This window comes from Streptomyces sp. 840.1 (assembly GCF_003751445.1).
In the GTDB taxonomy this organism is placed as follows: Bacteria; Actinomycetota; Actinomycetes; order Streptomycetales; family Streptomycetaceae; genus Streptomyces.
The window spans coordinates 3,214,385-3,238,228 of sequence record NZ_RJUU01000001.1 but is presented as its reverse complement, the minus strand read 5'-3'; the positions used below and the strand labels follow the sequence as shown (position 1 = coordinate 3,238,228).

Sequence of the window (23,844 nt, the reverse complement as noted above, 5' to 3'; positions counted from 1 at the left end):
CGCAGATCACACGGACCCGTTCGCACCCCTCTCGGCCGATCTTGAAATCTGCGGGGTTCATGACAGAGGGTTCGGGCGCTATCTGTTGTTCTTCGCATGCCTTGGGTGGGGTCGACGCGTATGCGTGCTCAAAGTCCGCCGTCGTGGCTGGGGCGCTCACGCCCGGTCGGGACGAAGTCACAACGACGTCGCCACCGGCAGAGCCGAGTGGCCACCGTCCTACTTCTGGCGCTGTCCCTTTCGATGGGCAGCCTCAGCGCCGAGGCATGGGCGATACCCGGCCCCGGCATGAGCCGCGAGGAGGTCAAGCTCCCCGACCTCCCCGAGAGCACCGCGCTCGATGGGGACGAGGAAGCCGAGAAGAACCTCACCACCGCGGACGAAGTACCCGTCGATCCGTACCAGCCGACCGCCGTCACACCCTGGTCGCCCGACGAGGGTGTCGCCACGCTGACAGCGGACACCGCGCCCGGTACGACGGTCGCCGTCGACGACCTCCCCATCGCCGTCGGCGTGCCCGAGGGCACCGACCCGGCCGCGATCGCCGGCGACTGGAAGGTCGGCCTGGCAGCGCCGAGCACGTCCCAGGACGCGGGCGTCTCCGGAATGATCATGAGGGTCACGCCGCCGGCCGGTGCCGACCCCGCGGCGCAGGTCTCCATCGCCGTCGACACCACCGGATTCGCCGACCTCTACGGCCCGCAGGCCGCCGACCGCTTCGGCCTGGTCCTGCTGCCGGACTGCGTCCTCGACGCACCCGACACCGGCGACTGCGCCACCGACGACGGCGTGACGACCATGTCCGGCCAGGCCGACAAGCAGCCCGAGCGGCTGCGCAGTTCGGTCGAGGTGGTCCCCGCCGCGAAGGCGCCCACCCGGACCGGGGCAGCGAAGAAGTCGGCCACCCGCAAGATCCTCACCGGCTCCGTCCCGGTCTCCGGCCTGCTGGGCGGTGACGCGGGTTCGACGACGTCGGGCGCGAGCGTCCGCTCCGCGTCCTACCGCGACAGCGACGTCCTGCCGGCCGTGGACGCCTCCGGCCCGCAGGTCATCGGCGCGATGGACACCGGCGCCTCGGCCTCGGGCGACTTCACCGCTACCCCGCTGCTGTCGTCCGGCGCCTGGTCGGCCGGTTCCTCCTCGGGCGCCTTCACGTACTCCTACGACGTACAGGTGCCGGAGAGCGCCGGCGGGCTGTCGCCCAAGATCTCCCTGGGCTACTCCTCGCAGTCGGTCGACGGACGCACGTCCTCCACCAACAACCAGGCCTCCTGGATCGGCGACGGCTGGGACTACAACCCGGGATCGATCACCCGGACGTACGCCAACTGCCGCGAGGACTCCAAGAAGGAGGGCTCCAACAACAAGACGCACCGCACCGCGGACCTGTGCTGGGGCTCCGACAACGCCACCCTGTCGCTCGGCGGCATGACCACCGAGCTGGTCTGGGACAAGGACCAGGGCACGTGGTTCACGGCCAACGGCGACGGCTCCCGGGTGGAGCGGCTGACCGACGCGGACAACGCCAACGGCGCCAAGGACGGCGAGTACTGGGTCGTCACCACACGTGACGGCACCCGCTACTGGTTCGGCCGGAACAAGCTGCCCGGCTGGACCTCCGGCCAGCCGGTCACCGACTCGGTGCTGACCGTCCCCGTGTACGGCAACCACGCGGGCGAGGACTGCTACAAGGCCGGCGACTGGGCCCACTCCTCGTGCACCCAGGGCTGGCGCTGGAGCCTCGACTACGTCGAGGACATCCATGAGAACGCCATGTCCTTCTGGTGGAAGAAGGCGCAGAACTACTACGCCCGCAACTTCGACTTCAAGGCCCCGGTCGTCTACGACCGCGACGGCTGGCTCGACCACATCGACTACGGCCAGCGCAAGAACACCCTGTTCACGGCCGTCGCCCCGGCCCGCGTCAACTTCACCGTCACCGAGCGCTGCCTCGCCGAAGGCAGTCTGACCTGCTCGGACGCGAACTTCGAGGACAAGGACCCGGGCAAGTACCGCATCTGGTACGACACGCCGGCCGACCTGGACTGCCGGAAGGTCACCTCCAGTTACAAGACGAAATGCTGGAACGCCGGGCCCTCCTTCTGGAGCCGCAAGCGCCTGGTGCAGATCCAGACCTCGGCGCAGCGCCGGACGGACACCACCGCGCGTCAGGTGGTCGACCGGTTCACGCTGACGCAGAACTTCCCGGTCCTGAAGACCGGCCCGAACACGGCCCTGTGGCTGGAGTCGGTGCAGCGCACCGGATACGCCCGCAACGGCAGCACCGACAAGAACGTCCCCATGAACGCGGTGCGCTTCGAGTCCAACGCCGAGGACATGCCGAACCGGGTGAAGCGCCCGAACGACCCGCGGCCAGGCTTCTCGCGGCTGCGCATCGGGCGCGTCATCAACGAGTACGGCGGCGAGACCGTCGTCACCTACAAGGAGCCCGCCGGTGACTGCGCCACCGGAACCGGCCTGCCCGGCAAGTCCGACAAGACGGCGCTGAAGTCCAACACCCGTCTGTGCTACCCGTCGTTCTGGCATCCCGACCCCGAGGTCGAGGACATCGACTGGTTCCACAAGTACGTGGTGGGAACGATCGAGGAACTCCCCAACGTCAACGGGGCGTACACGACGCAGACCGAGTACCAGTACAAGAACGCGGGCTGGAAGCTCGCCGAGGGCGAGTTCACCAAGAAGTCCACCCGCACCTACTCGCAGTTCGCCGGGTTCGAGCAGACCTCGGTGATCACCGGTGCCGACGACAAGACGATCGGCTCCACGCGCTCCAAGTCCGTCACCCGCTTCTTCCGCGGCATGGGTGACGACGTCTCGGTGAAGGACATCGAGGGCGCCGAGATCGCCAAGGACAGAGAACCGTTCGCCGGCCGTATCGCCGAGGAACTCGACTACGAGGAGGCGGACGACGCCGACACGGACTGGGTGTCCCGCTCCCTCACCGTCCCGGCCGCCACCGAACTCGCCCACCGCAACCGCGACGACGGCCTGGACCCGCTGCGCGCCTGGCGGGTGACCGAACCCGACGAGATCGCGTACACCAGGTCCTCCGGCAAGAACAGTGACGACCCCCGCACCGAGCGGACGGTGAAGACGCACACGACCTACGATTCGGTCTACGGCCTGCCCGTCCAGGTGGAGTCGCTCGGCGACACGGGCAAGTCCGGCGACGAGTCCTGCACCAAGTCGGAGTACGTCCACAACACCGCGAAGAACCTCATCGGCCTGTCCAAGCAGGTCCTGATCTCCCCGACCACCTGCGCCGCGGCCGACTTCGCCACCCTGTCGACGCTGAACGGCGGCACCAGGACCGCGTACGACGGCCAGGCCTACGGTGCGGCGCTCGCGTCCACCACGAAGGGCGAGGCGTCCCGGACCTGGTCGGTCAACGGCACCGGAACCGGCTGGCAGTCCGACGGCAGCACCGCGTTCGACGCGGTCGGCCGTGTGGTGAGCGCGACCGACCAGGACGACAAGCCCGCCGGCTCGATCACCTACGAGCCGGACACCGGCCAGGTCTTCAAGGTCACCCAGACCAACGCCGCAGGACACTCCGAGATCCGTGAGGTCGAGCCCGGTCGCGGTACCACCCTGAAGACGACCGACGCGAACAACCACGTCAGCCAGGCCGAGTTCGACCCACTGGGCCGGCTCGAGAAGGCCTGGGCCGCCGACCGGACCCCCTCCGACACGGCCGTGCCGGACTTCAGGGCGGTCTACTCGGTACCGGAGTACAAGGCGGGCGAGGACCGCAAGCCCTCCTACGTCACCACCTACACGCGTGGCCACGACAACCGCATCGAGACCTCCGTCACGCTCTACGACGGCCTCGGCCGCGAGCGGCAGACGCAGGAGCAGGCGGACGGCGGCGGACGGCTCATCACCGACACGCTGTACAACAGCTCCGGTGAGGTGTGGCAGACCAACAACGCCTACCTGACCAACGAGGCCACAGCGGGCGAGCTGTTCACCCCGGTCAGCGACACAGCCATCCCGAACATCACGCGCTACGCCTACGACGGTTCCGGCCGCGTGCTCAAGGAGACGCCCTTCCTCAAGGTCGAGGACCCGCTGACCCACGAGTCGTCGTCCCAGCCGGTCGAGGAGCGGGCCACCCGCTACGAGTACGGCCTGGACTGGTCGAAGGTCATCAACCCGCAGGGCGCCTCGTCCTACCAGGTCTACACCGACGCCCTCGGCCGCACGTCCCGCGTGGACACCCTCAACCCGGCCGCGCCCGACGGCATGACGTCGATGCGCTACCGGTACGACACCCGCGGACAGCTGGTCCAGGCGGTCAACTCCGCCGACACCGCCCACCCGTGGACCTGGACGTACGACAGCCGGGGCCGTCAGGAGACCGCCACCGACCCGGACACGGGCACGACGCGGAACACCTACGACAACCACGACCGCGTCCTCACCACGAAGAACGCCCGCGGCATCACCGTCTGGAACGGCTACGACCAGTTGTCGCGGCCCACCCAGCAGCGGCTGAACGACGCGAGCGGCACCCTCCTGGCCGACTACGGCTACGACCTGGCCCCCGGCGGCAAGGGCCTGCCCTCCACCGCCACCCGCTACACCGACGGCCAGGCCTACACGCAGAAGGTCGACGGCTACACCAAGGACTACCAGCCGACGTCCACCACGCTGAGCCTGCCGGCCACGCTGGCCGACACGTGGGGCCTGGACAAGTCGTACACGTACTCCTACGACTACGCCGCCGACGGCGTACTGGAGAGCTCCACGCTGCCGAAGGTCGGCGCGTTCGACGCGGAGAAGCTCGTCGTCCGCTACAACGAGGACGGCAAGCCGCTGTCGGTCTCCGGCAAGGACTGGTACGGCGCCGAAACGGTCTACGACCCCTACGGCCAGGTGCTGCGCTCCACGCTTGGCGCCCAGCCCTACCGGGTGTGGACGCAGTCGACGTTCGACGAGTCGAGTGGCGAGCTGAAGGACCAGCAGGTCTACCGCGAGCAGAGCGGCGACCAGTCGGTGGTCCCCGGCAATCTCGTCTCCAAGCGCTCGTACACCTACGACCCGGCCGGAAACGTCACCTCGATCCAGGAGGCGGCGACCGGCATCGACGAACGGCAGTGCTTCGTCTACGACCCGCTGGGCCAGCTGAAGACCGCCTGGACCGCCAAGGACCAGAGCGCCTGCACCGGCCCGAAGGACAGCGCCGGATCGGTCGCCGTGGCCGCCGGCAAGGACGGTTCCGGCTACTGGCAGGAGTACGAGTACGACCTGCTCGGCAACCGCACCAAGCTGACCGAGAAGGACCTCACCGGCGACACCGGCAAGGACGCCACCAGCACCTATACCTACGGCAAGGCGGACGGCACCCAGCCGCACACGCTGGCCAAGGTGTCGAAGACCTACACCACACCGGCCGGCGCCCAGGTCAAGGCCGAGGCGGAGCGGCTGTACGAGCTGACCGGTGAGACCAAGTCCGTCACGTCCCTGGAGAACGGTGACAAGCAGGACCTGACCTGGACGTACGACGGCAAGGTCGACCGCATCAAGGGCGCGGGCGCCGGCGGCAAGACCCCGTACGTGGGCCTCGCCGACAAGTGTCTCGACCTCACCAACAGTGCCGCGGTGGCGGGGACGCCGGTCGAGTTGTACTCCTGCAACTCCTCCCAGGCGCAGGACTGGCGCTTCACCCCCACCCCGGGGAAGGCACCGACCGACCCCGACCGGGGCACGCTCGACATCTACGGCAAGTGGTGTGTCCAGCCCACCGGCACCACCGCCGGGTCCGCGGTCCAGATCCAGAAGTGCGACGGCTCGGCCGGCCAGGAACTGAAGCGGAACGCCTCCGGCCAGCTCATCCACGTCGCCTCGGCACTGTGCCTGTCCGTCAAGAACGCCGACTCGGCCGATACCACCGCCGTCGTACTGGCCTCCTGCGACAGCACGAAGGCCGAACAGCTGTGGGCGCCGCAGAACGACACCCGTCACATCTACGGCCCCGACGGCTCCCGCCTGCTGACGATCAAGGGGAAGCAGGCCACGCTGTACCTGGGCGAGGCCGAGGTCACCGTCCAGCAGGGCGGCGTCCTGGTCACCACCCAGCGCACCTACGCCGCTCCCGGCGGCGCGGTCATGCGCTACGCCAACGGCCACAGCGCCGACCGGCTCGTCGCCCAGACCGGTGACCACCAGGGCAGCACCTATGCCGAGGTCGCCCTGGACGGCGGAATGCAGGTACGGATCCGCAAACAGGACCCGTTCGGCAACCAGCGCGGCGCGGACACGGTCGGCGCCGGCCTCCGGGCGCACACCGGCTTCCTGGGCGCCTCCGAGGACAACGCGTCCGGCTTCGTCCCACTGGGCGCCCGCCTCTACGACCCGGTGGTGGGACGCTTCCTGTCCGCCGACCCGGTGGTGGACCTCAACGACGTACTGCAGTCCAACGGGTACGCCTACGCGCACAACAACCCGGTGACGATGTCCGACCCCACGGGTCTGGCCATCTCTCTCTCGGCGACCGAACGGGCCGCGGCGCTGGCCGGCGCGGGCCTGTCAGCGGCACAGGTCGCGCAGGCGCAGTCGATGATGGGCAAGTCCATGACCTCGGTGATCCTCGCCGTGGCATGGGAGACGCTGAAGGACTTCATCGGCATCAACGACGCCATGGCCTGCTTCGGCGGTGACATGTGGTCGTGCGTCAGCATCGCGGTCGACGCCATCCCCTGGACGAAGCTCGGCAAGATCCCCTCGGTGATCAAGGCGGTCAAGCGCACGATCAAGGCCGTCGAGTCGTTCCAGGCGGCGAAGAAGGCAGCCCAGATCGTCCTCAAGGCGGCGAAGGCCGCCGAGGCGGCGGCGCTACGGGCGAAGAAGCTGGCGATCGAGCGGGCCAAGAAGCTGGCGGCGCAGCGAGCCAAGAAGAAGGCGGCCGAGGCGGCGAAGAGAACCGCCGACAAGGCACTCGCGGCCGCGAAGAAGACCGGCAACCCGGTCCAGAAGAGGGCCCAGGCCAAGGCTGCCCCGAAGGTGTCGGCCCACGGCGGCGGCGGTGGCAAGGGCGGCGGTGGCAGCGGCGGCTCGAAGCCGGGCGGCAAGTCCGGCGGATCCACCAAGAGCAGCGGCGGATCCAGTGGCGGCGGCGGCTCGGGCAAGGCCGAGGCATCGGGCGAGTCCGGCGGGACGTGCAACAGCTTCGTGCCGGGGACCAAGGTCCTGATGGCCGACGGCTCGACGAAGCCGATCGAGAAGGTCAGGGCCGGCGACAAGGTCGTCACGACCGACCCGGCAACCGGTGAGACCCGGACCGAGACGGTCACGGCCGAGATCAAGGGCCAGGGCCTGAAGCACCTGGTCAGGGTCACGATCGACACCGACGGCAAGAAGGGCACCAGAACGGCCCAGGTCACCGCGACCGACGGCCACCCCTTCTGGGTCCCCGAACTGAACGCCTGGATCAAGGCCACGGACCTCAAGCCCGGCGAATGGCTCCGCACCAGCGCGGGGACGCACGTCCAGATCACGGCGATCGCCCGCTGGACGGTCCAGGACACCACCGTCCACAACATGACCGTCGGCAACGTCCACACCTACTATGTTGTGGCGAGGGCCACATCGATCCTCGTTCACAACTGCAACGAGAACATAATCTCCAACGCGGACGGGTTCGATAACTCGGCAGAACTCTCCCAGGCTGCAACAGGGGACGTTTACAGTGGAGTCTACGACCCAAATGACGGAGTGTTTTATGCCCGCCTGAGCATTGACGACAAGGATCCCTCGAGATTCCCGAATGCCGTCCTGTCGCAAGGAGGGCACGGGGAAGTCAACTTCTGGCACTTCAGGGGCTCCAGGGACACGGTCGCATTCAATATATTCCTTGAGGAGGACGGCATATCCGTGGCCTGGTTCTCACGAAGTGTGAATCGAAGAAACCATGGCGATCCCGTGGCCCCTCTCGAGGGAAGACAGGCGATAATGGATGCGATAGCCGGCGCCACGGGCAGGCAGGTGAGGTCCAGATGAACGGCGAAGCAGAATTCAGCGAGTCGGTATTCAGCCTGCCTCTCCCTGCCTGCCTGGTCGAATCAATCAAGAATGGCAGCTGGGCGGATCTGGCCAACTCCCCACGAATCGAGGCGGTGTTTGGCCAGGCCCCCGTCCGCCCCCGCTTCCATTCGATTTCCCAGATGACCGGGATGACCACATGGTGGCGCGAAGAGCTCGATGAAGAGACTTTGCAATGCTATCTCGGCACATCCGAGGCGCGCCCGATGCCAGGCACCATGTCGCGGCTGAATACTGTAATAATCGGGAACCTCGGACCCGATCTTCCCTTCGTGCTGGATTACAGGGGATCCTTCACCAATCCAAGCGTGCACTTTCTGGGAGAAGGGGATTCCTGGAAGAGAATTTCCGATAACGTGTGTGCCCTGATCCACGCGCTGCGACCCGCAGCAGAGAGATCCATGACCTCGGATGAAGACCATTGAGGCATGATTCAGATGAGGCGCTTTACATTTCCGGAAATCGAGGTGGGCAGATATTGCCACCCGCCAGGCGGCCCGAAGTGAACGAAGTATCCGCCAGGTAGGAAAATCCGCACAGCGCCCCGGCGGCCCCACAGGAATCAGATCCGGTGGGGCCGCCGAGCTTTCGCCCAGAGGTTTTCGCACGGCCCTCAGCCGCCGCACAGCTCCAGCATGACCTTCTTGTCGGCGGTGGTGACCGGGAGTTCGTACTTCAGCGAGACCTGCGCGAACCGCAGCGCGTACGAGCATCGCACCGGCTTGTACGGCGGCAGCCAGGACGCCGGGCCCGAGTCGCGCTTGGCGTTGTTGGCCGGGCCGTCCACCGGGATGAGGTTGAGCGGGTCGTTGGCGATCTGCTGCCGCTTGGACTCGTTCCAGTGGGCGGCGCCCATCTGCCAGTCGTACGACAGCGGCATGACGTGGTCGATCTGGACCTTGGTGGCCTGCTGCTTGCGCCACTCGATGGTCTTGCCGGTGTACGGGTCCTTGAGGGTCATCGAGGCGACCACGCACTTCGAACCCGACCTGAACTCGACCTTCTTGCCGTCCCGGGCCAGCAGGTCGTTGCGGGTGTCGCAGCCGTTGTGGGACAGCGGCACGTGGTCGACGGAGTCCTTCCAGGCGTACCCGAACTTGTCGCGCTCGTAGCCGGTCTTCGGGCCGCGCCCCTTGGTGGCGACCTTCTCGATGACCTTGCGGGCCGCCGCCCGGTCCTTGTCGGAGGTGAGGGGCGCCAGGCCGGCCTTCGTGCCGTCGGCGTTGTCGAGCGGCCTGGCGCCGAAGGCGGTGACCGGGCCGCCGCCGTTCGAGCCGGCGCCCGGCGACTCGGCACCGGACGTGACCTTCTCGGGGTCGCAGCCCGCCAGGGCCAGCACGGCGGCCACTCCGAGGGCGGGCACCATCACTCGGTATGTGCGGGGAGATATCACTCGAAGCCGTCCTGACGGGGAGAAAGCCGAATCAACTCGGTTATTCTACGGATGTATTCCCCGCTAGGACGTGTTCATGACCGCCCTGCGCCCCGGATGCGCTCCGGATCACACCTTCCCGATGCCCAGCGTCGTCTCGGAGGGCAGCATCCCAGACCCGATCGCCGCCACCCACAACGGGCCGAGCAACTCCACGAGCCGCTCCCGCTCCTGACTCCCGAGCACCCGCCAGGGGGCGGCGGCCGCCTCGTCCGTACGCCGCTCGACCTCGCCGCGCAGCGCCCGTCCCGCCTCCGTAGCCGTACCGTCAGGCGTCAACAGCCCCCGCTTCAGAAGCCTCTGACGGGCCGCCTCCCACTCCTGATCGCTCCACCCCCGGCTCGCGAACACCTCGGGTGCCGCCGCGCCGACAGCCGCGAAGGAGACCAGTAACTCGACCGGGTCGAGCCCGGCGCCGGCGAGCGCCGCGAGGTGGCCGTCGCCGCGGTGCTCGCGCAGGACGGTCGCCGCACGCCAGAGCGCGAGGTGGGGTTCGTCCGGCCGGGGCAGGGCGGCGTTGGCCGCGGCGAGCGGGCGGCCCGTCGTGTCGGCGGCGTCCGTGACGCGGCGCAGGAGCTCGACGGCCTCGACGGTGTCCGGAGCGTCGCACGCCTCCCCCAGCAGGGTCCGGTACGTGCGGTCGACGGCCCTGGTGCGGGCCGCGAGCACGGCGGCGGACGGGGCGACGGACCAGACGGCGGGCACGTATTCGTCCACCATGGCCGGGCTGAAGCTGTAGAAGGTCCCGGCGACCCGGGCCGCGTCCGCGTCCCCGAGCGGCGCGGCCCGCCAGGCGAAGTAGCTCGGCCAGCGCTCGTCGGTCCGGTAGCCGAGCGCGGCGGCCTCCTCGAAGGCCTCCGGCGCGTAGTAGACAACAGCGTGCAGGGGCTCCAGGAGGTGCCACATCTGCCGTGCGCGACCCAGCTCGTCGGACATGTCTCCGCCTTCCGTGACACGAATCTTGCCAGTGACTAGATGCCCACAGTGCGCCCCGCCCCCTAACTTGTCAATGCCTAGATTCCGCGTAATCTGCTGTCATGACGAGCACCGGCACCTATCACCACGGCGATCTGCGGCGGGCCGTCCTCACCGCCGCGCTCGACGTCATCCGCACCGAGGGCCCCGGCGCGCTGAGCCTGCGCGACCTGGCCCGCCGGGCCGGCGTCTCCCACGCCGCCCCCGCCCACCACTTCAAGGACCGCACGGGCCTGCTCACCGCCATCGCCGCCGAGGGCTACGAGCTCTTCGCCGACGCCCTGGCCGACGCCCCGGACCTGCGCGAGCGCGGGGTGCGGTACGTGCGGTTCGCCACCGGGCACCCGGCGCACTTCCAGGTCATGTTCCAGCCGGAGCTCTGCCGCGAGGACGACCCGGACCTGGTGGCCGCGAAGCTCCGGGCCTCGGTCGAACTGCGAACGGGCGTCAGCACACTCCCCGCCGCCCGCCGCGGCGGGGACCCCCGGCTCACGGGCACCGCCGCCTGGTCCCTGGCCCACGGCTTCGCAACCCTGCTGCTGAGCGGCAACCTGGGCGGCGCGGTGGGCGACCGGGACCCGGAGGAGGTGTTCCGGTCGCTGGCCGCGTCGATGTTCGAGGCGGACGGGGCCGGCTGACTCCCGCCCGGGAAGAGCCCCTGCCCCTCATCGGCAAGCCGGCCCCGCTCACTCCGCCGTGAACTCGTACTGCAGCTCGTACAGATGGCCGGCCTTCACCATGACGGTCACTTCGATGGGCCGTGCGGCCTCGCTGTAGACAACGCGCAGCGTTCGCAGGACCGGGAGCCCACCGGGCAGCCGGAGCGCCTGGTACTGATCCTGCGTAGGCACCCGCGCCGAGACCCGGTCCACGCTGAGCCGCGGCGGGTGGCCCAGCTCCGCGAGCAGCGTGGGTGTCCCGCCCGGGATCTTCCGGCGCACCGTCATCGCCGTGCCGGCGACGATGTCCAGCGGGTAGTACGACGCCACGAGTTCGACCGGTTCGCCGTCGACCACGAGGAGCTGACGCCGCAGGAGCGCGGTGCCGCCCTCCGGCAGGCGAAGGGCCTCCGCAACATCTGCGGGAGGTTCGCACTCGGCCACCTCAAGCAGTGTGCTGTGCGCACGGGAGCCCGCCCTGGTCGCCTCGGCCAGCCAGCGGTACGGCTCCCCCGAACCTGCCGGTGCCATGTACGAGGCCGGGCGGACGGTTCGCTGGCGATGCTCGCGGACCGTTACCGCGGCACCGGCCTTGCCGATTACCAATTGTTCTTCTTTGAGTAGCAGCAGGGCCTTCTGCACGGTGGCGTTCGAGGCGTTGAACCGTTCCTTGAGGTGCACGGTGGACGGCAGGCGGGCGCCGGGAGCGAGATCTCCGCCCATGATCTGGTCCCTGAGGTCGGCCGCGATCCGTTCGTGCAGTGAACGGCGGTCGACGGCATCCGCTTCGGTTCTGGGCACAGTCATCCGATCCTGATCTCGTACCGCAGCTTCTGGCGTCGCGGCGGCATCGCCATGACGTCTGCCTGAATGGCCCTGCCAGAGTCGTCCAGAGTGAGCCGGGTGAGTTGCAGCACGGGTTCCCCTTCCGCCAGGCACAGTTGTTCCCGCTCCTGCCCGGTCGCCGGGCGCGCGGTCACTTCCTCTCGCACGCGGACTCCCACGTGACCCAGGTCCGCGAGCAGCCTGATCGCCCCGCCCGCGATCTTCCGGACGCCGGCCAGACCCGTGCCGCCCGCGATGTCCACGGGATAGTACGTGTCCGTCAACTCGCACGGCTCACCGTCGAGATACATGATCCTGCGCCGGGCGACGACGCGCTGCCCGGCGGGCAGCCCCAGCAGCTCAGCGACATGTTCCGGTGCCTCCACTTCGCCCGCCTGAACAATGCGCTGGCTGCCACGACGCCCCTCGGCGGCGGCCTCCGCACCCCACGCGTCACCTGGAGCCCCGGAAGTCGCGGCGAGGTAGGGCACCGAAGCGCTGATCCATTCACTGTCGCCCATGCCGTTCTCCTCCGCAGCCATCACCAACGCCAACACCGGCCTGCCGCATCACACGGTAGGCGACTCGGGCGCTCCCGGCACCAGTCAAATCTTGCCGCTTTTCATGAATAGCAGTACAGTCACCGCTACGTTACGTTCCGCGAGCAAGGCGGTGAAACACCGTGTCCCTGTCTCAGCAACGACGCTTTTCCCGCAGGCGCACCTCCGTTGGTGCCTCACGCGACTTCGTCACCGGCGTCCTTCTCCAGTGGGATCTCCGCCCCTTGGTCGAGGACATACGGCTGTGCGTGTCAGAGCTCGCCACCAACGCGTTGCTTCACGGGGCACCGGCCGGCCGCGAGTTCAGCGTCGAAATCCACCGGACCGAGGAACTGGTGCGGCTGGAGGTCCGCGACAGCGGGCCCGGCCGTCCGGTGGTGCAGCACCCCGACGACGACTCCTGCTCAGGGCGCGGGTTACACCTCGTGCGCGGTCTCGCCGATGACTTCGGCGTCGTTGATCACATCGTCGGCAAGACCGTGTGGCTGGCCTTCAAGACCCCGCCCGCGCCGGGGCCAAGCCCCCGCACCGAGCCGGCGGGCCTGCGACCGGAGCCGGACCCGCAGTCGGCAGGCCCCGTGACCGGTGGCTCAAGGGGACGCCCGCCGGCTGCCGTCATCCGCGTTCCCGATCACGCCCGCAAGCGCCCCCGGGTCCAGTGAACGGATCCGGGGGATCGGGGACGGCAGCAGCCAGAGCAGCGACAGGGCTCCCCCGACGGCGGCCACCAGGAGTGTCGGTCGCAACCCGACGAGCGTGGCGAGCACGCCGCCGACGATGGCGCCGACGGGGCGCGTCCCGTAATTGACCGTGCTGTACGCACCCGCGACCCGGCTGCGCATGTGATCGGGGATGACTGCGGCCTGGAGGGAGTTGAGGTTGACGTCGAACAGCATGACGCCGAAGCCGGCGAGGAACTGCGACGCGGCGAGCGCCCCCGCGCGGAGCCAGAGCGGGCCGTCCGCCGCGGCGGCGATGGCGATCGGTGCGGGGAAGAGCACGGCGCCCACGGCGATGCTGCGCCCCATGCCGAGCCGTCGTGAGATCGCGGGTGCACACACCGCGCCGAGCAGGCCTCCGGTCGCGCCGGCCCCGAGGGCGAGGCCGATCACGCCTGCCGACAGTCCGAGGCTCCGGCTGGCGAACAGCACGAGCAGGCCGCTGCCTCCGACGAAGGTGAAGAAGTTGACGGTGGCCGCGCAGCCGAGGCTCGCCCGCAGCACCGGGTGACGGACGACGAACGCCAGGCCCTCCCTGGACCGCCGCAGCAGGGAGGTCCCGGATGCGCCCCGGGTGGCCGCCGGCGGTTCCTCGACCCGGACCCGGCCGATCAGGACCGCCGACACCAGGAAGGTCAGGGCGTCCACCACGAGGGCGACGGGTGCGGTAAGCGCCTGGACCAGCGCGCCGCCGATCGCGGGACCTGCGACGTAGGAGGCCGAACGGCTGGCGCTGAGCTTGCTGTTCGCGTCCACATAGGAGGCGCGCGGCACGAGCCGCACGAAGAACGGCGGATAGGCGGTGTTGAACAGCACCCCGGCGGCGCCCGTCAGCAAGGCCGCGGCATACAGGTGCGTGAGCGTCACCGCCCCCAGCAGCTGAGCCGCCGGCAGGCTCAGCAGCACCGCGGCGCGCACGAGGTCGGCGAGGATCATCAGGCGGCGTTTGTGTGCCTGGTGGTCCACCCAGGCGCCCAGGAGGATCGCGAGCAGGTTGGGGGTCCAGATGAGCGCGGTCAGCCACGCCACCTGGTTGGCCGAGGCGTCCAGCGCGCCGATCGCGATCAGGGGCAGGGCCAGCTCGGTGATCCGGTCGCCGAACTGCGAGACCGAGTTGCCGGCCCAGAAGCGGGCGAACCGGCGATCGCGCCACAGGGATATCGCGGGCGGCAGGCCCTCGTCGCTCATGGCTTCCGCCGCCCTGCCCGGCGGTCCGCCTGCCGCTCTTCCCGGCGGTCCGCTCCCTGTGTCCGGCGGTCCGCCTGCCGTACCTCTCCGTGGTCCACCTGCCGGTCCGCCTCCGCCTGGCTCTGCTCTCCGGCTGCTTCCGGCAGGACGTAGCGCATCAGCCGTACGCCACGGCTTCCGGCGGGCCGGTCGGCCGGGTCGCGCGTGACGTACGGCGCGAGAATCCGCTCGATCCCGTCCTGGATGGCCGCGAGTTCCTCGGCCGAGACCGTGACACGGGTGTCGGCCAGCCCGGCCGGACCGCGCCACGCCGGATCGAGTACGGGCTCGACCTCATCGACCCAGCGGGCCGGGGCGTCCGCGTGACGCAGAAACATCTGCCGCGACAGTTCGCGCGCCGCCGACCGGCCCTCGACGTCCGCCGGGTCCTGCGGCTCCTCGAACCGGAAGCCCCGCGCCACCGCCTCCCATCGTCGCTGCCGGCGGTCCGGGCCGGGTTCGGCGTCGCGGACCAGCCCGAAGCTCGCGAGGTGGCGCAGATGCCAGCTGGTCACCGACGGGGTCGCCCCCACGTCCGGTGCGAGTTCGGTCGCGGTGGCCGGCCCGTCCCGGCGTAGGTGATCGAGGATCGCCAGCCGCACCGGATGCGCCAGTGCCCGCATCGCCTGCGGGTCGGTGATCTCGATATCGCCCATGCGGTTACTGGAGTCCATGACGTGAGAGCATCCTCTCACAATGTGTGAGAGTCAACTCTCACATCGCTGAGTACGGCATCGTCACCCCCGCCGCATCGGGGAAGCGCGTGCTCCCTCTCGGCTCCGTCAAGTGGCGTGAGGCCAAGCGCTTCAGCGACCGTGAGCTGTCCGGGCTCGCCGAGGCCCGGACAGCCGTGCCGGGTACGCCGGCGGCCCCTGTGCCGGCCGTGTGCCCGGCGGGCGCCGAAGAGGGCGCCCGCGCCCGGACCTGACGCTCACTCCTGCGGATCTGCCGGCCGCCCGGCGCACCTGAGGAACCCCCTCCGGGACTCCCGCCCCGCGGCCCGCCCCCTCACGACCCCAGGATCGTCGTCAGGAACTCCCCCGTCCACGCCAGGAGTTCGCGGCCCACCACCGGCTTGCCGCCGATCCGGCCGGCCGTCGGGCGCGGGACCAGGATCTGGTGGAGGGCCGGCTTGATGATCGTCTTGGGGTGGAGGCGCTTCAGGCGGAGCTCCTGCGACTCGCGCAGTTCCACCGGGGCGAAGCGGATGTTCTGGCCCTGGAGCACGATGTCGCTGACGCCGCAGGCGCGGGCCAGCATGCGCAGGCCGGCCACCAGGAGGAGGTTCTCGACCGCTTCCGGGAGCTTGCCGTAGCGGTCGGTGAGCTCCTCGCGGACCGCCCGGATGTCCTCCTCCGAGGTGGCCGAGGCGATCGAGCGGTAGGCCTGCAGGCGGAGCCGCTCGCCCGGGGCGTAGTCGTGCGGGATGTGCGCGTCGACCGGGAGCTCGATCTTGACCTCCAGCGGCGCTTCCTCCTCCTCGCCGCCGCCCTCCAGCGCGGTCCGGTAGCCGGCGACCGCCTCGCCGACCATGCGGATGTACAGGTCGAAGCCGACGCCCGCGATGTGGCCCGACTGCTCGCCGCCCAGGAGGTTTCCGGCGCCGCGGATCTCCAGGTCCTTCATGGCCACGTACATGCCCGCGCCCATCTCGGTGTGCTGGGCGATCGTGGCGAGGCGCTCGTGGGCCGTCTCGGTGAGCGGCTTCTCCGGCGGGTAGAGGAAGTAGGCGTAGCCGCGGTCCCGGCCCCGGCCCACCCGGCCGCGCAGCTGGTGGAGCTGGGAAAGGCCGAAGTTGTCGCCGCGCTCCACGATCAGGGTGTTGGCGTTGGAGATGTCGATGCCGGACTCGACGATCGTGGTGGAGACCAGGACGTCGAACTTCTTCTCCCAGAAGTCCACCACCACCTGCTCCAGGGCCTGTTCGGACATCTGACCATGTGCTGTGGCGATCCGCGCCTCGGGGACGATCTCGCGCAGCCGGGCGGCGGCCCGGTCGATCGACTCGACGCGGTTGTGGATGTAGAACGCCTGGCCCTCGCGGAGCAGTTCGCGGCGGATGGCCGCGCCGATCTGCTTCTCCTCGTAGGGGCCGACGAAGGTGAGGACGGGGTGGCGCTCCTCGGGCGGGGTGGTGATCGTCGACATCTCGCGGATGCCGGTCACCGCCATTTCGAGCGTACGGGGGATGGGCGTCGCGGACATGGTGAGGACGTCCACGTTGGCGCGGAGCTTCTTCAGCTGCTCCTTGTGCTCGACGCCGAAGCGCTGTTCCTCGTCAACGATGACCAGGCCGAGGTCCTTGAACTTCGTCTCGGAGGAGAACAGCCGGTGGGTGCCGATGACCAGGTCGACGGAGCCCTCGCGCAGCCCTTCGAGCGTCGACTTGGACTGGGCCTCGGACTGGAAGCGGCTCAGCGCCCGCACGTTGACGGGGAACTGGGCGTACCGCTCGGTGAACGTGCCGAAGTGCTGCTGGACCAGGAGGGTCGTGGGGACGAGGACGGCGACCTGCTTGCCGTCCTGGACCGCCTTGAAGGCCGCGCGCACCGCGATCTCCGTCTTGCCGTAGCCGACGTCGCCGCAGATCAGCCGGTCCATGGGGACGGACTTCTCCATGTCCTCCTTGACCTCGGCGATGGTGGAGAGCTGGTCGGGCGTCTCCGCGTGCGGGAAGGCGTCCTCCAGTTCGCGCTGCCAGGGGGTGTCCGGGCCGAAGACGTGACCGGGGGCCGCCATCCGGGCCGCGTAGAGCTTGATCAGGTCGCCGGCGATCTCCTTGACGGCCTTCTTGGCGCGGGCCTTCGTCTTGGTCCAGTCGGCGCCGCCGAGCCGGTGCAGCGTGGGCGCCTCACCGCCGACGTACTTGGTGACCTGTTCCAGCTGGTCGGTCGGGATGTAGAGCCGGTCGCCGGGCTGGCCGCGCTTGGCGGGGGCGTACTCGACCAGGAGGTACTCGCGGGTGGCGCCCTGCACCGTGCGCTGCACCATCTCGATGTAGCGGCCCACGCCGTGCTGCTCGTGGACGATGTAGTCGCCCGTCTCCAGCGTCAGCGGGTCGATGCTCTTGCGGCGGCGGGCCGGCATCCGGCCCAGGTCCTTGATGGCGGTGCGCTGGCCGGTCAGGTCCGTCTCGGTCAGGACGGCGAGCTTCAGTTCCGGGTCGACGAGCCCGTGGTCGATGGCGCCGCAGGAGACGTGGACCAGGGACGGCGAGATCTCGCCCAGGTCGGCGTCCAGACGGGCCGGGATGCCCTCGCCGCCCAGCACCTCCACCGTGCGCGAGGCGAGGCCCTGGCCCTCGGTGACGTACACCGTGCGCCAGCCGTCGGCCAGCCAGCCCTTGGTGTCCGCGAGGGCGCGGGCGGTGTCGCCCCGGTACGCCTCCGGGGCGTGCATCCGGAGCTTGAGGGTGTCCCCCGCCGTGCCGGCGGCATATGTCTGCGTCAGGTCCTCGTCGGCGGCGAACGGGGAGATCGACCACCACATCATCTCCAGCTCGCGGGCCCGGTCGCGGACGTCCGCGATGCCGCGCAGCGAGGCCGCGCCGACGTCGATCGGGGCCTCGCCGCCGCCCGCGGTGGCCGCCCAGGAGGCCTCCAGGAACTCCTGGCTGGTGGCGACCAGGTCCGCGGCCCGGGTGCGGACCCGCTCGGGGTCGCAGACCACGGCCATCGAGCCCTCGGGCAGCACGTCGATCAGCAGTTCCATGTCGTCGACGAGGACCGGGGCGAGCGATTCCATGCCCTCCACCGCGATGCCCTCGGCGATCTTGTTGAGGAGTTCGCCCAGCTCGGGGTGTTGCTCCGCGAGTGCGGCGGCCCGCTCGCGGACCTGGTCGGTCAGCAGCAGCTCGCGGCAGGGCGGCGCCCACAGCCCGTGGTCGGCGATCTCCAGGGACCGCTGGTCGGCGATCTTGAAGTAGCGGATCTCCTCGACGTCGTCGCCCCAGAACTCCACCCGGAGCGGGTGTTCCTCGGTCGGCGGGAAGACGTCCAGGATGCCGCCGCGCACCGCGAACTCGCCGCGCTTCTCGACCAGCTCGACCCGGGAGTACGCGGCGGCGGCGAGCGCCTCGACCGTCTCCCCCAGGTCGGCGCTCTGGCCGATCCGCAGCGCCACGGGCTCCAGGTCACCGAGCCCCTTGACCTGCGGCTGGAGCACGGAACGCACCGGCGCGACGACGACGGAGACCGGCCCGGTCTCCGGGTCGTCCTGCCTGGGGTGCGCCAGGCGCCGCAGCACGGCGAGGCGGCGCCCCACGGTGTCGGAGCGCGGCGAGAGCCGCTCGTGGGGCAGCGTCTCCCAGGACGGGTACTCCGCGACCGTGTCCGGCGGCAGCAGCGTGCGCAGCGCCGCCGCGAGGTCCTCGGCCTCGCGTCCGGTCGCGGTGACGGCGAGCACGGTCCGTCCGGCGTCCCTGGCCAGCGCGGCGACCGCGAAGGGCCTGGCGGCCGGCGGTCCCACCAGGTCGATGTGCATCCGGTGGCCGTCGCCGGCGGCCTGCACCGCTTCGGACAGTGCCGGGTCACGTACGACGACATCCAGCAGACCGTGCAGGCTCATGAAGGGCTTCCGTCCGGGTAACGAGGGCGAGGGTCCGGCAGCCGGCTGCTGCCAGGGGGCAACGCGAAGGGCCCGACACGTGCGGGGGGTGGATTCCGGGCTGATCCAGGAACCGCCCCCCGGGCGGGCCGGGGTGCTCTCCAGCGTACGACTCCGCTCGGACAGCCGCTCCCGCGATCGGTGCGGAGCGCCCCGTACGGCCTGATTCCGTGCCCGGGACGGGCCGCGCGCGGCGGCCGTGGAGACGGGTCCGGCCCCGGGGCGCTGGAGGAGCGTCCCGGGGCCGGCGGTGTCTCAGTGCGGGGTGAGCTCCTCCTCACCCGTCCGTGGCGATGGCGTTCAGGACGTTCATCCGGCCGGCCCGGAACGCGGGGACCAGGGCGGCGAACAGTCCGACGAAGGCCGAGGCGACGAAGACCGTGATGATGGTCGGCCACGGGATCTCCAGGACGCCGAGGCCCTCCAGGGCCAGCAGCTTCTGGGCCGAGGTGCCCCAGCCCATCCCGAGCCCGAGGCCGAGCAGGGCGCCGAACAGGGCGATGACCACGGATTCCAGTCTGATCATCCGGCGCAGCTGGCGGCGGGAGAGGCCGATGGCGCGCATCAGGCCGATCTCGCGGGTCCGCTCGACGACCGAGAGGGCCAGGGTGTTCACGACACCGAGGACCGCGACGATGATCGCCAGGGCGAGCAGGCCGTACACGATGTTCAGGAGCTGGCCGATCTGGTCCTTCAGGTCCTGCTTGAAGTCGGCCTGGTTCTGCACCTTGTACTGCGGGTACTGGGCGAGCGAGGTCTTGAGGGCGGCGTAGGCCTCCTTCTCCTTGCCGTCCTGCGCCTTGGCGAACATGATCACGTTCTTGGGCATCTTGTCGGCGGGGACGTACCGCTGGGCCGTCGCGGTGTTCATGTACATCGCGCCCTGGTCCACGCTCGTGTCGTCCGAGGTGATCGCGGCGACCTTCAGCTTCGCCGGTTCGCCTGCCTTGAACGCGACGGTGATCGTGTCGCCGACCTTGATGCCGTGGGCGGTGGCGTACTCGTCCCCGACCGACATCGCGTTCCTGCCGTAGGCCGCGGACAGCTCACCGGCGACGGTCTCGCGCCGCAGGTCCTGCGGGTACGTCGGGTCGGCGGCGGTGACGTGCTCGTCCGTCGTCGAACCGTCGGGGTTGGTGAGCTTCGCGCCGAGGACCTTGTAGTTCGTGACGTGCTCGATGCCGGGTGCGGTCGTCAGGGCCTTCGCGGCCTGCGGGACGATCAGCTGGCCGGTGGAGGACTTCACGATGAAGTCGGCGCCCACGGACTTGTCCAGCTCGTCGGTGGCCGAGGCGACCATGGAGGAGCCCACCACCGAGAGGCAGGCCACCAGGGCGAGGCCGATCATCAGGGCGGCGCCGGTGGCTCCGGTGCGGCGCGGGTTGCGCAGCGCGTTGCGCTCCGCCAGCCGGCCGACCGGGCCGAACAGCCGCAGTACGACGACGCCGAGCGCGCGCACCACGACACCGGCGAGCAGCGGGCCGATCACGATGAAGCCGATGAGGGTGAGGACCACGCCCAGGCCGAGGAGGAGCGAGCCGTCGCTCGACTTGTCCGCCTGGGTGGTCGCCCACAGCGCCGCCGCGCCCCCGCCGGTGAGGACCAGGCCGATGCCGGCCCTGATCCAGCCGGACTTGGCGTCGGCCGGGGTCCCGGAGTCGCGCAGGGCGGCCATCGGGGAGACCTTGCCGGCCCGGCGGGCCGGGATGTAGGCGGCGAACACGGTGACGATGATGCCGAGCGCGAGGCCGGTCACCGGGGTGGTCCAGGCGATGGTGAGGTCCTGGGTGGACAGCTCCATGCCCACCGCGCCCATGACCTTCATCAGGCCGACGGCGAGGCCGACCCCGGCGGCGACGCCGAGGACCGAGCCGACGATGCCGAGCAGCACCGCCTCCAGGAGCACGGAGCGGTTGACCTGCTTGCGGCTGGAGCCGATGGCCCGCATCAGGCCGATCTCGCGGGTGCGCTGGGCCACCAGCATCGAGAAGGTGTTGACGATCAGGAAGATGCCGACGAGGAAGGCGATCCCGGCGAAGCCGAGCATCGCGTACTTCATGACGTCGAGGAACGAGCCCATGGAGTCCTTGTTGGAATCCGCGGCCTCCTTCTGGGTCTGGAGCTTGTAAGCGGCCGAACCGTTCAGGGCGGTGGCGACATTCTGCTTCAACCGGGTGTCGTTGACGCCCGGTTCGGCGGTGACGGAGATCTGGGTGAAGACGTCGCGGGCGCCGAGCAGCTTCTGCTGGGCGGTGGCGGTGTCGAGGTAGACGATCGCCGCACCGGGGTTGGTGACCTTGAAGGCGGCGATGCCGCTGATCCTGGCCCGGACGTCGCCGGTGACGGCGATGGTGCGCAGCTCGTCACCGATCTTCAGGTGGTGCTTGTCCGCGGTATCGGCGTCGACCATCACCTCGGTCGGGCCGCGCGGTGCGTGGCCGGAGGTGATCTCCATGGAACGCAGGTCGTTGCGCGTCCAGTTGCCGGCGATGGTGGGGGCGCCGCCGTCGGAGCCCATGTTCTTGTTGTGGCTGTCGACGACCGTGACGGCCATGCTGGAGACGGCGCCCTCGGCCTCCTTCACCCCGTCGGCCTTCGCGACCCGCGCGACGACGGAGGCGGGCAGTGATTCGGGCTTGCCGTTCTCGGGGGTGTCGTCGACCTTGGCGGTCTTGGGGCTGACGGTGACGTCGGCCGATGTCGCGGCGAAGAGCTTGTCGAACGTGGTGTTCATCGTGTCGGTGAAGACGAGCGTGCCGCACACGAACGCCACCGAGAGCAGGACGGCTACGGCGGAGAGCGCCATCCGCCCCTTGTGCGCGAAGAAGTTGCGCATCGAGGTCTTCCAGACGGTCATGAGGTCCGCCCGCGCGCGTCGAAGTCCTTCATCCGGTCCAGCACCTGGTCGGCGGTGGGGTTGAGCATCTCGTCGACGATGCGTCCGTCGGCGAGATAGAGCACCCGGTCCGCGTAGGAGGCGGCGACCGGGTCGTGGGTGACCATGACGATGGTCTGGCCGAGCTCGTCCACGGACTTGCGCAGGAAGTCGAGCACCTCGGCGCCGGCCCGCGAGTCCAGGTTCCCGGTCGGCTCGTCACCGAAGATGATCTCCGGCTGGGCGGCGAGTGCCCGCGCCACCGCGACGCGCTGCTGCTGGCCGCCGGAGAGCTCGGTCGGCCGGTGCTTGAGCCGCTCGGAGAGGCCCACGGTCTCCACGACCTGGCGCAGCCAGGCGGCGTCCGGCTTGCGGCCGGCGATGTCCATCGGCAGCGTGATGTTCTCCAGCGCGTTCAGCGTCGGCAGGAGGTTGAAGGCCTGGAAGATGAACCCGATCCGGTCCCGCCGGAGCTGGGTGAGCTTCTTGTCCTTGAGGCCGGTGATCTCGGTCTCCGAGAGGTGGATCTGCCCGGAGGTCACGGTGTCCAGACCGGCCAGGCAGTGCATCAGCGTCGACTTGCCGGAGCCGGACGGGCCCATGATCGCGGTGAACTGGCCGCGTGCGATGTCCACATCGACGTGGTCGAGGGCGACGACCCGGGTCTCTCCGGCCCCGTACGCCTTGACGACCTGCCGCGCCCGCGCAGCAACAGCCGTACGCCCTCCAGTGCCTTCGTGCCTGGGAATGGTCACAGCCGTTGTCACGGTTTATCTCCTATGTCGGTCAGCGCCGAACGGTCGCTGTCTGCCCTGAAGTCTGTCGGCCCGAGGGGGTCCGGCGCGCTGGTGCCCAGCGCAGTCTTCGGGTGGGGTTTTCCCCACCCCGCCCCCTGCGGCCAACCGCCCCCGCGGTGTGTGAAACACGCTACGGAGAGGGCCCGGCCGGGCACGTCGTCCGCCGGGAGGAACGGTCCCTGCACAGAAGTAGGGAGCTCCCCCTAGGGGTCTCGGCCCCCGGGTGGAGAGGTCTCTCAGGGGCCCCGCCCACGGGTCCACGCCTCCGGGTGGAGGCCACCGGCCCGCGCATGCCGGGCTGTTGCCCTCTGCCCGGGGGGACGCCGCAGGTGAGACAGCGTCGGAATGTACGTGCATGGGGAAGGGAACCTGGTGAGCGGCGCGGGTGGCGGCACGGAAGCGATATCGGGGCCGGGGCGGGGCGGCTCCGGGCCCTCCCCCGCGAGACCGCGCGGACGCGGCCCCGTCGTCGCGGCCCTGATGCTGTGCGTTGGCGCCCGACGGGCGGCCGCGCGGTGTCAGGTGCGTGCTCTCGGCGGGGCGGCCTCAGGCCCCATGGACTGGACGTGGGGCCGGTGCGGCGAGAGTGCGTGCATGGCGTCGCCCTGCAGACGGCAGTCCGAAGACAGGCCCTGGGCGCCGCGCTCGGTCTCTTCCGGCTCCCGCTGATCGTCGGCGTCCAGTCGACCGCCGGCTGGGCCGAACGCGGTACGACGACGGCGTCCGTGCTCTTCTGCCGGCAGCTGGGCCAGAGCATCGGCGCCGCGCTCTTCGGGGCGGTGGCCAACGGCGTTCTGGCCGCCCGGCTCGCCGCGGCGCCCGTCCCCGGACTGCCCGGCGGCCTGGACTCCGTCTCGCATGCCCCGGACGACCCGGGGGCGATGGGCGCGGCGGCGACGGACTGCCTGCGGCGGGCGGTCGACGCCGCGGTGGACCGGGTCTGCCCCGGTGCGGCGGCCGCCGCCGTCGTCGCCCCGCTGGTCCTGGTGTTCGTGGCCCCGCGCCGCTTCCCGGTCCTCACCGAGGAGCCGGACGGCGCTCCTCGGTGAGCCGGGCGTGCGGCGGGCCCCCGGACGGCTGTGCCGGGGTCAGCCCCTGGGGCGGGC

The 23,844-nt window shown here is 70.1% G+C and carries 13 protein-coding genes and 2 pseudogenes; 6 read left to right on the top strand and 9 right to left on the bottom strand.

Translation table 11 applies throughout. The features are described 5' to 3' along the window. The first annotated feature begins 243 nt into the window (after nt 1-243). Together EDD93_RS14825 and EDD93_RS39395 are read left to right on the top strand one after the other, a co-directional pair. Nucleotides 244-8,022, top strand: coding sequence for a ricin-type beta-trefoil lectin domain protein (locus EDD93_RS14825; protein ID WP_260255920.1), 7,779 nt, complete (start codon nt 244-246; stop codon nt 8,020-8,022). Then, a complete protein-coding gene (locus EDD93_RS39395) occupies nt 8,019-8,489 on the top strand; it encodes a hypothetical protein (RefSeq protein WP_148083866.1) in 471 nt (156 codons plus the stop codon). Before EDD93_RS14825 ends, EDD93_RS39395 begins: the two co-directional genes overlap by 4 nt. Before the next feature lie 188 nt (nt 8,490-8,677). On the opposite strand, the gene EDD93_RS14820 is transcribed toward EDD93_RS39395, so the two are convergent. Beyond that, a complete protein-coding gene (locus EDD93_RS14820; RefSeq protein ID WP_185092320.1) occupies nt 8,678-9,430 on the bottom strand; it encodes an HNH endonuclease family protein in 753 nt (250 codons plus the stop codon). A gap of 135 nt (nt 9,431-9,565) precedes the next feature. Then, a complete protein-coding gene (locus EDD93_RS14815) occupies nt 9,566-10,432 on the bottom strand; it encodes an SCO6745 family protein (RefSeq protein ID WP_123525591.1) in 867 nt (288 codons plus the stop codon). Between the two features lie 101 nt (nt 10,433-10,533). On the opposite strand from EDD93_RS14815, the gene EDD93_RS14810 reads away from it, so the two are divergent. After that, nucleotides 10,534-11,109 (top strand): TetR/AcrR family transcriptional regulator, encoded by a 576-nt coding sequence (locus tag EDD93_RS14810; RefSeq protein ID WP_123525590.1) that lies wholly within the window; start codon nt 10,534-10,536, stop codon nt 11,107-11,109. A 48-nt stretch (nt 11,110-11,157) separates the two neighbouring features. Here the strand turns inward: EDD93_RS14810 and EDD93_RS14805 are convergent, their stop codons facing one another. Both EDD93_RS14805 and EDD93_RS14800 read right to left on the bottom strand, forming a co-directional pair. Continuing rightward, the gene (locus EDD93_RS14805) at nt 11,158-11,937 is read right to left on the bottom strand and encodes a GntR family transcriptional regulator (RefSeq protein ID WP_123525589.1); all 780 of its coding nucleotides are present in this window, start codon (nt 11,935-11,937) and stop codon (nt 11,158-11,160) included. Continuing rightward, nucleotides 11,934-12,476, bottom strand: a complete 543-nt coding sequence (locus EDD93_RS14800; RefSeq protein ID WP_123527777.1) for a GntR family transcriptional regulator — start codon at nt 12,474-12,476, stop codon at nt 11,934-11,936. The genes EDD93_RS14805 and EDD93_RS14800 overlap by 4 nt, the downstream gene beginning before the upstream one ends. A 161-nt stretch (nt 12,477-12,637) precedes the next feature. Between EDD93_RS14800 and EDD93_RS14795 the strand changes: the two are divergent. After that, nucleotides 12,638-13,027, top strand: a pseudogene (locus tag EDD93_RS14795) (ATP-binding protein); the annotation flags it as partial. Nucleotides 13,028-13,105: 78 nt separating this feature from the next. Here the strand turns inward: EDD93_RS14795 and EDD93_RS14790 are convergent. Next, on the bottom strand, nt 13,106-14,422 hold the full coding sequence (locus EDD93_RS14790) for an MFS transporter (RefSeq protein WP_123525587.1): 1,317 nt from the start codon (nt 14,420-14,422) through the stop codon (nt 13,106-13,108). Next, the gene (locus EDD93_RS14785; RefSeq protein ID WP_123525586.1) at nt 14,419-15,135 is read right to left on the bottom strand and encodes a helix-turn-helix transcriptional regulator; all 717 of its coding nucleotides are present in this window, start codon (nt 15,133-15,135) and stop codon (nt 14,419-14,421) included. The genes EDD93_RS14790 and EDD93_RS14785 overlap by 4 nt, the downstream gene beginning before the upstream one ends. 26 nt (nt 15,136-15,161) lie before the next feature. Here EDD93_RS14785 and EDD93_RS14780 point away from each other — a divergent pair, with 26 nt between their 5' ends. Next, entirely contained in the window at nt 15,162-15,389 is a 228-nt protein-coding gene (locus EDD93_RS14780) for a hypothetical protein (protein WP_123525585.1), read from the top strand. Between the two features lie 80 nt (nt 15,390-15,469). Here the strand turns inward: EDD93_RS14780 and mfd are convergent, their stop codons facing one another. From mfd to EDD93_RS14765, 3 genes are all read right to left on the bottom strand, one after another. Next, nucleotides 15,470-19,027 carry a transcription-repair coupling factor gene (mfd, locus tag EDD93_RS14775; RefSeq protein ID WP_123525584.1) on the bottom strand — a complete coding sequence of 1,186 codons (3,558 nt, stop codon included), beginning with the start codon at nt 19,025-19,027 and terminating at the stop codon, nt 15,470-15,472. A 316-nt stretch (nt 19,028-19,343) separates the two neighbouring features. Beyond that, nucleotides 19,344-21,923: an ABC transporter permease gene (locus EDD93_RS14770; protein WP_123525583.1), complete on the bottom strand. Its 2,580-nt coding sequence runs from the start codon at nt 21,921-21,923 to the stop codon at nt 19,344-19,346. Next, a complete protein-coding gene (locus EDD93_RS14765) occupies nt 21,920-22,708 on the bottom strand; it encodes an ABC transporter ATP-binding protein (RefSeq protein ID WP_123525582.1) in 789 nt (262 codons plus the stop codon). The genes EDD93_RS14770 and EDD93_RS14765 overlap by 4 nt, the downstream gene beginning before the upstream one ends. Before the next feature lie 659 nt (nt 22,709-23,367). On the opposite strand from EDD93_RS14765, the pseudogene EDD93_RS14760 reads away from it, so the two are divergent. Beyond that, a pseudogene (locus EDD93_RS14760) lies at nt 23,368-23,787 on the top strand (MFS transporter); the annotation flags it as partial. Nucleotides 23,788-23,844 lie beyond the last annotated feature (57 nt).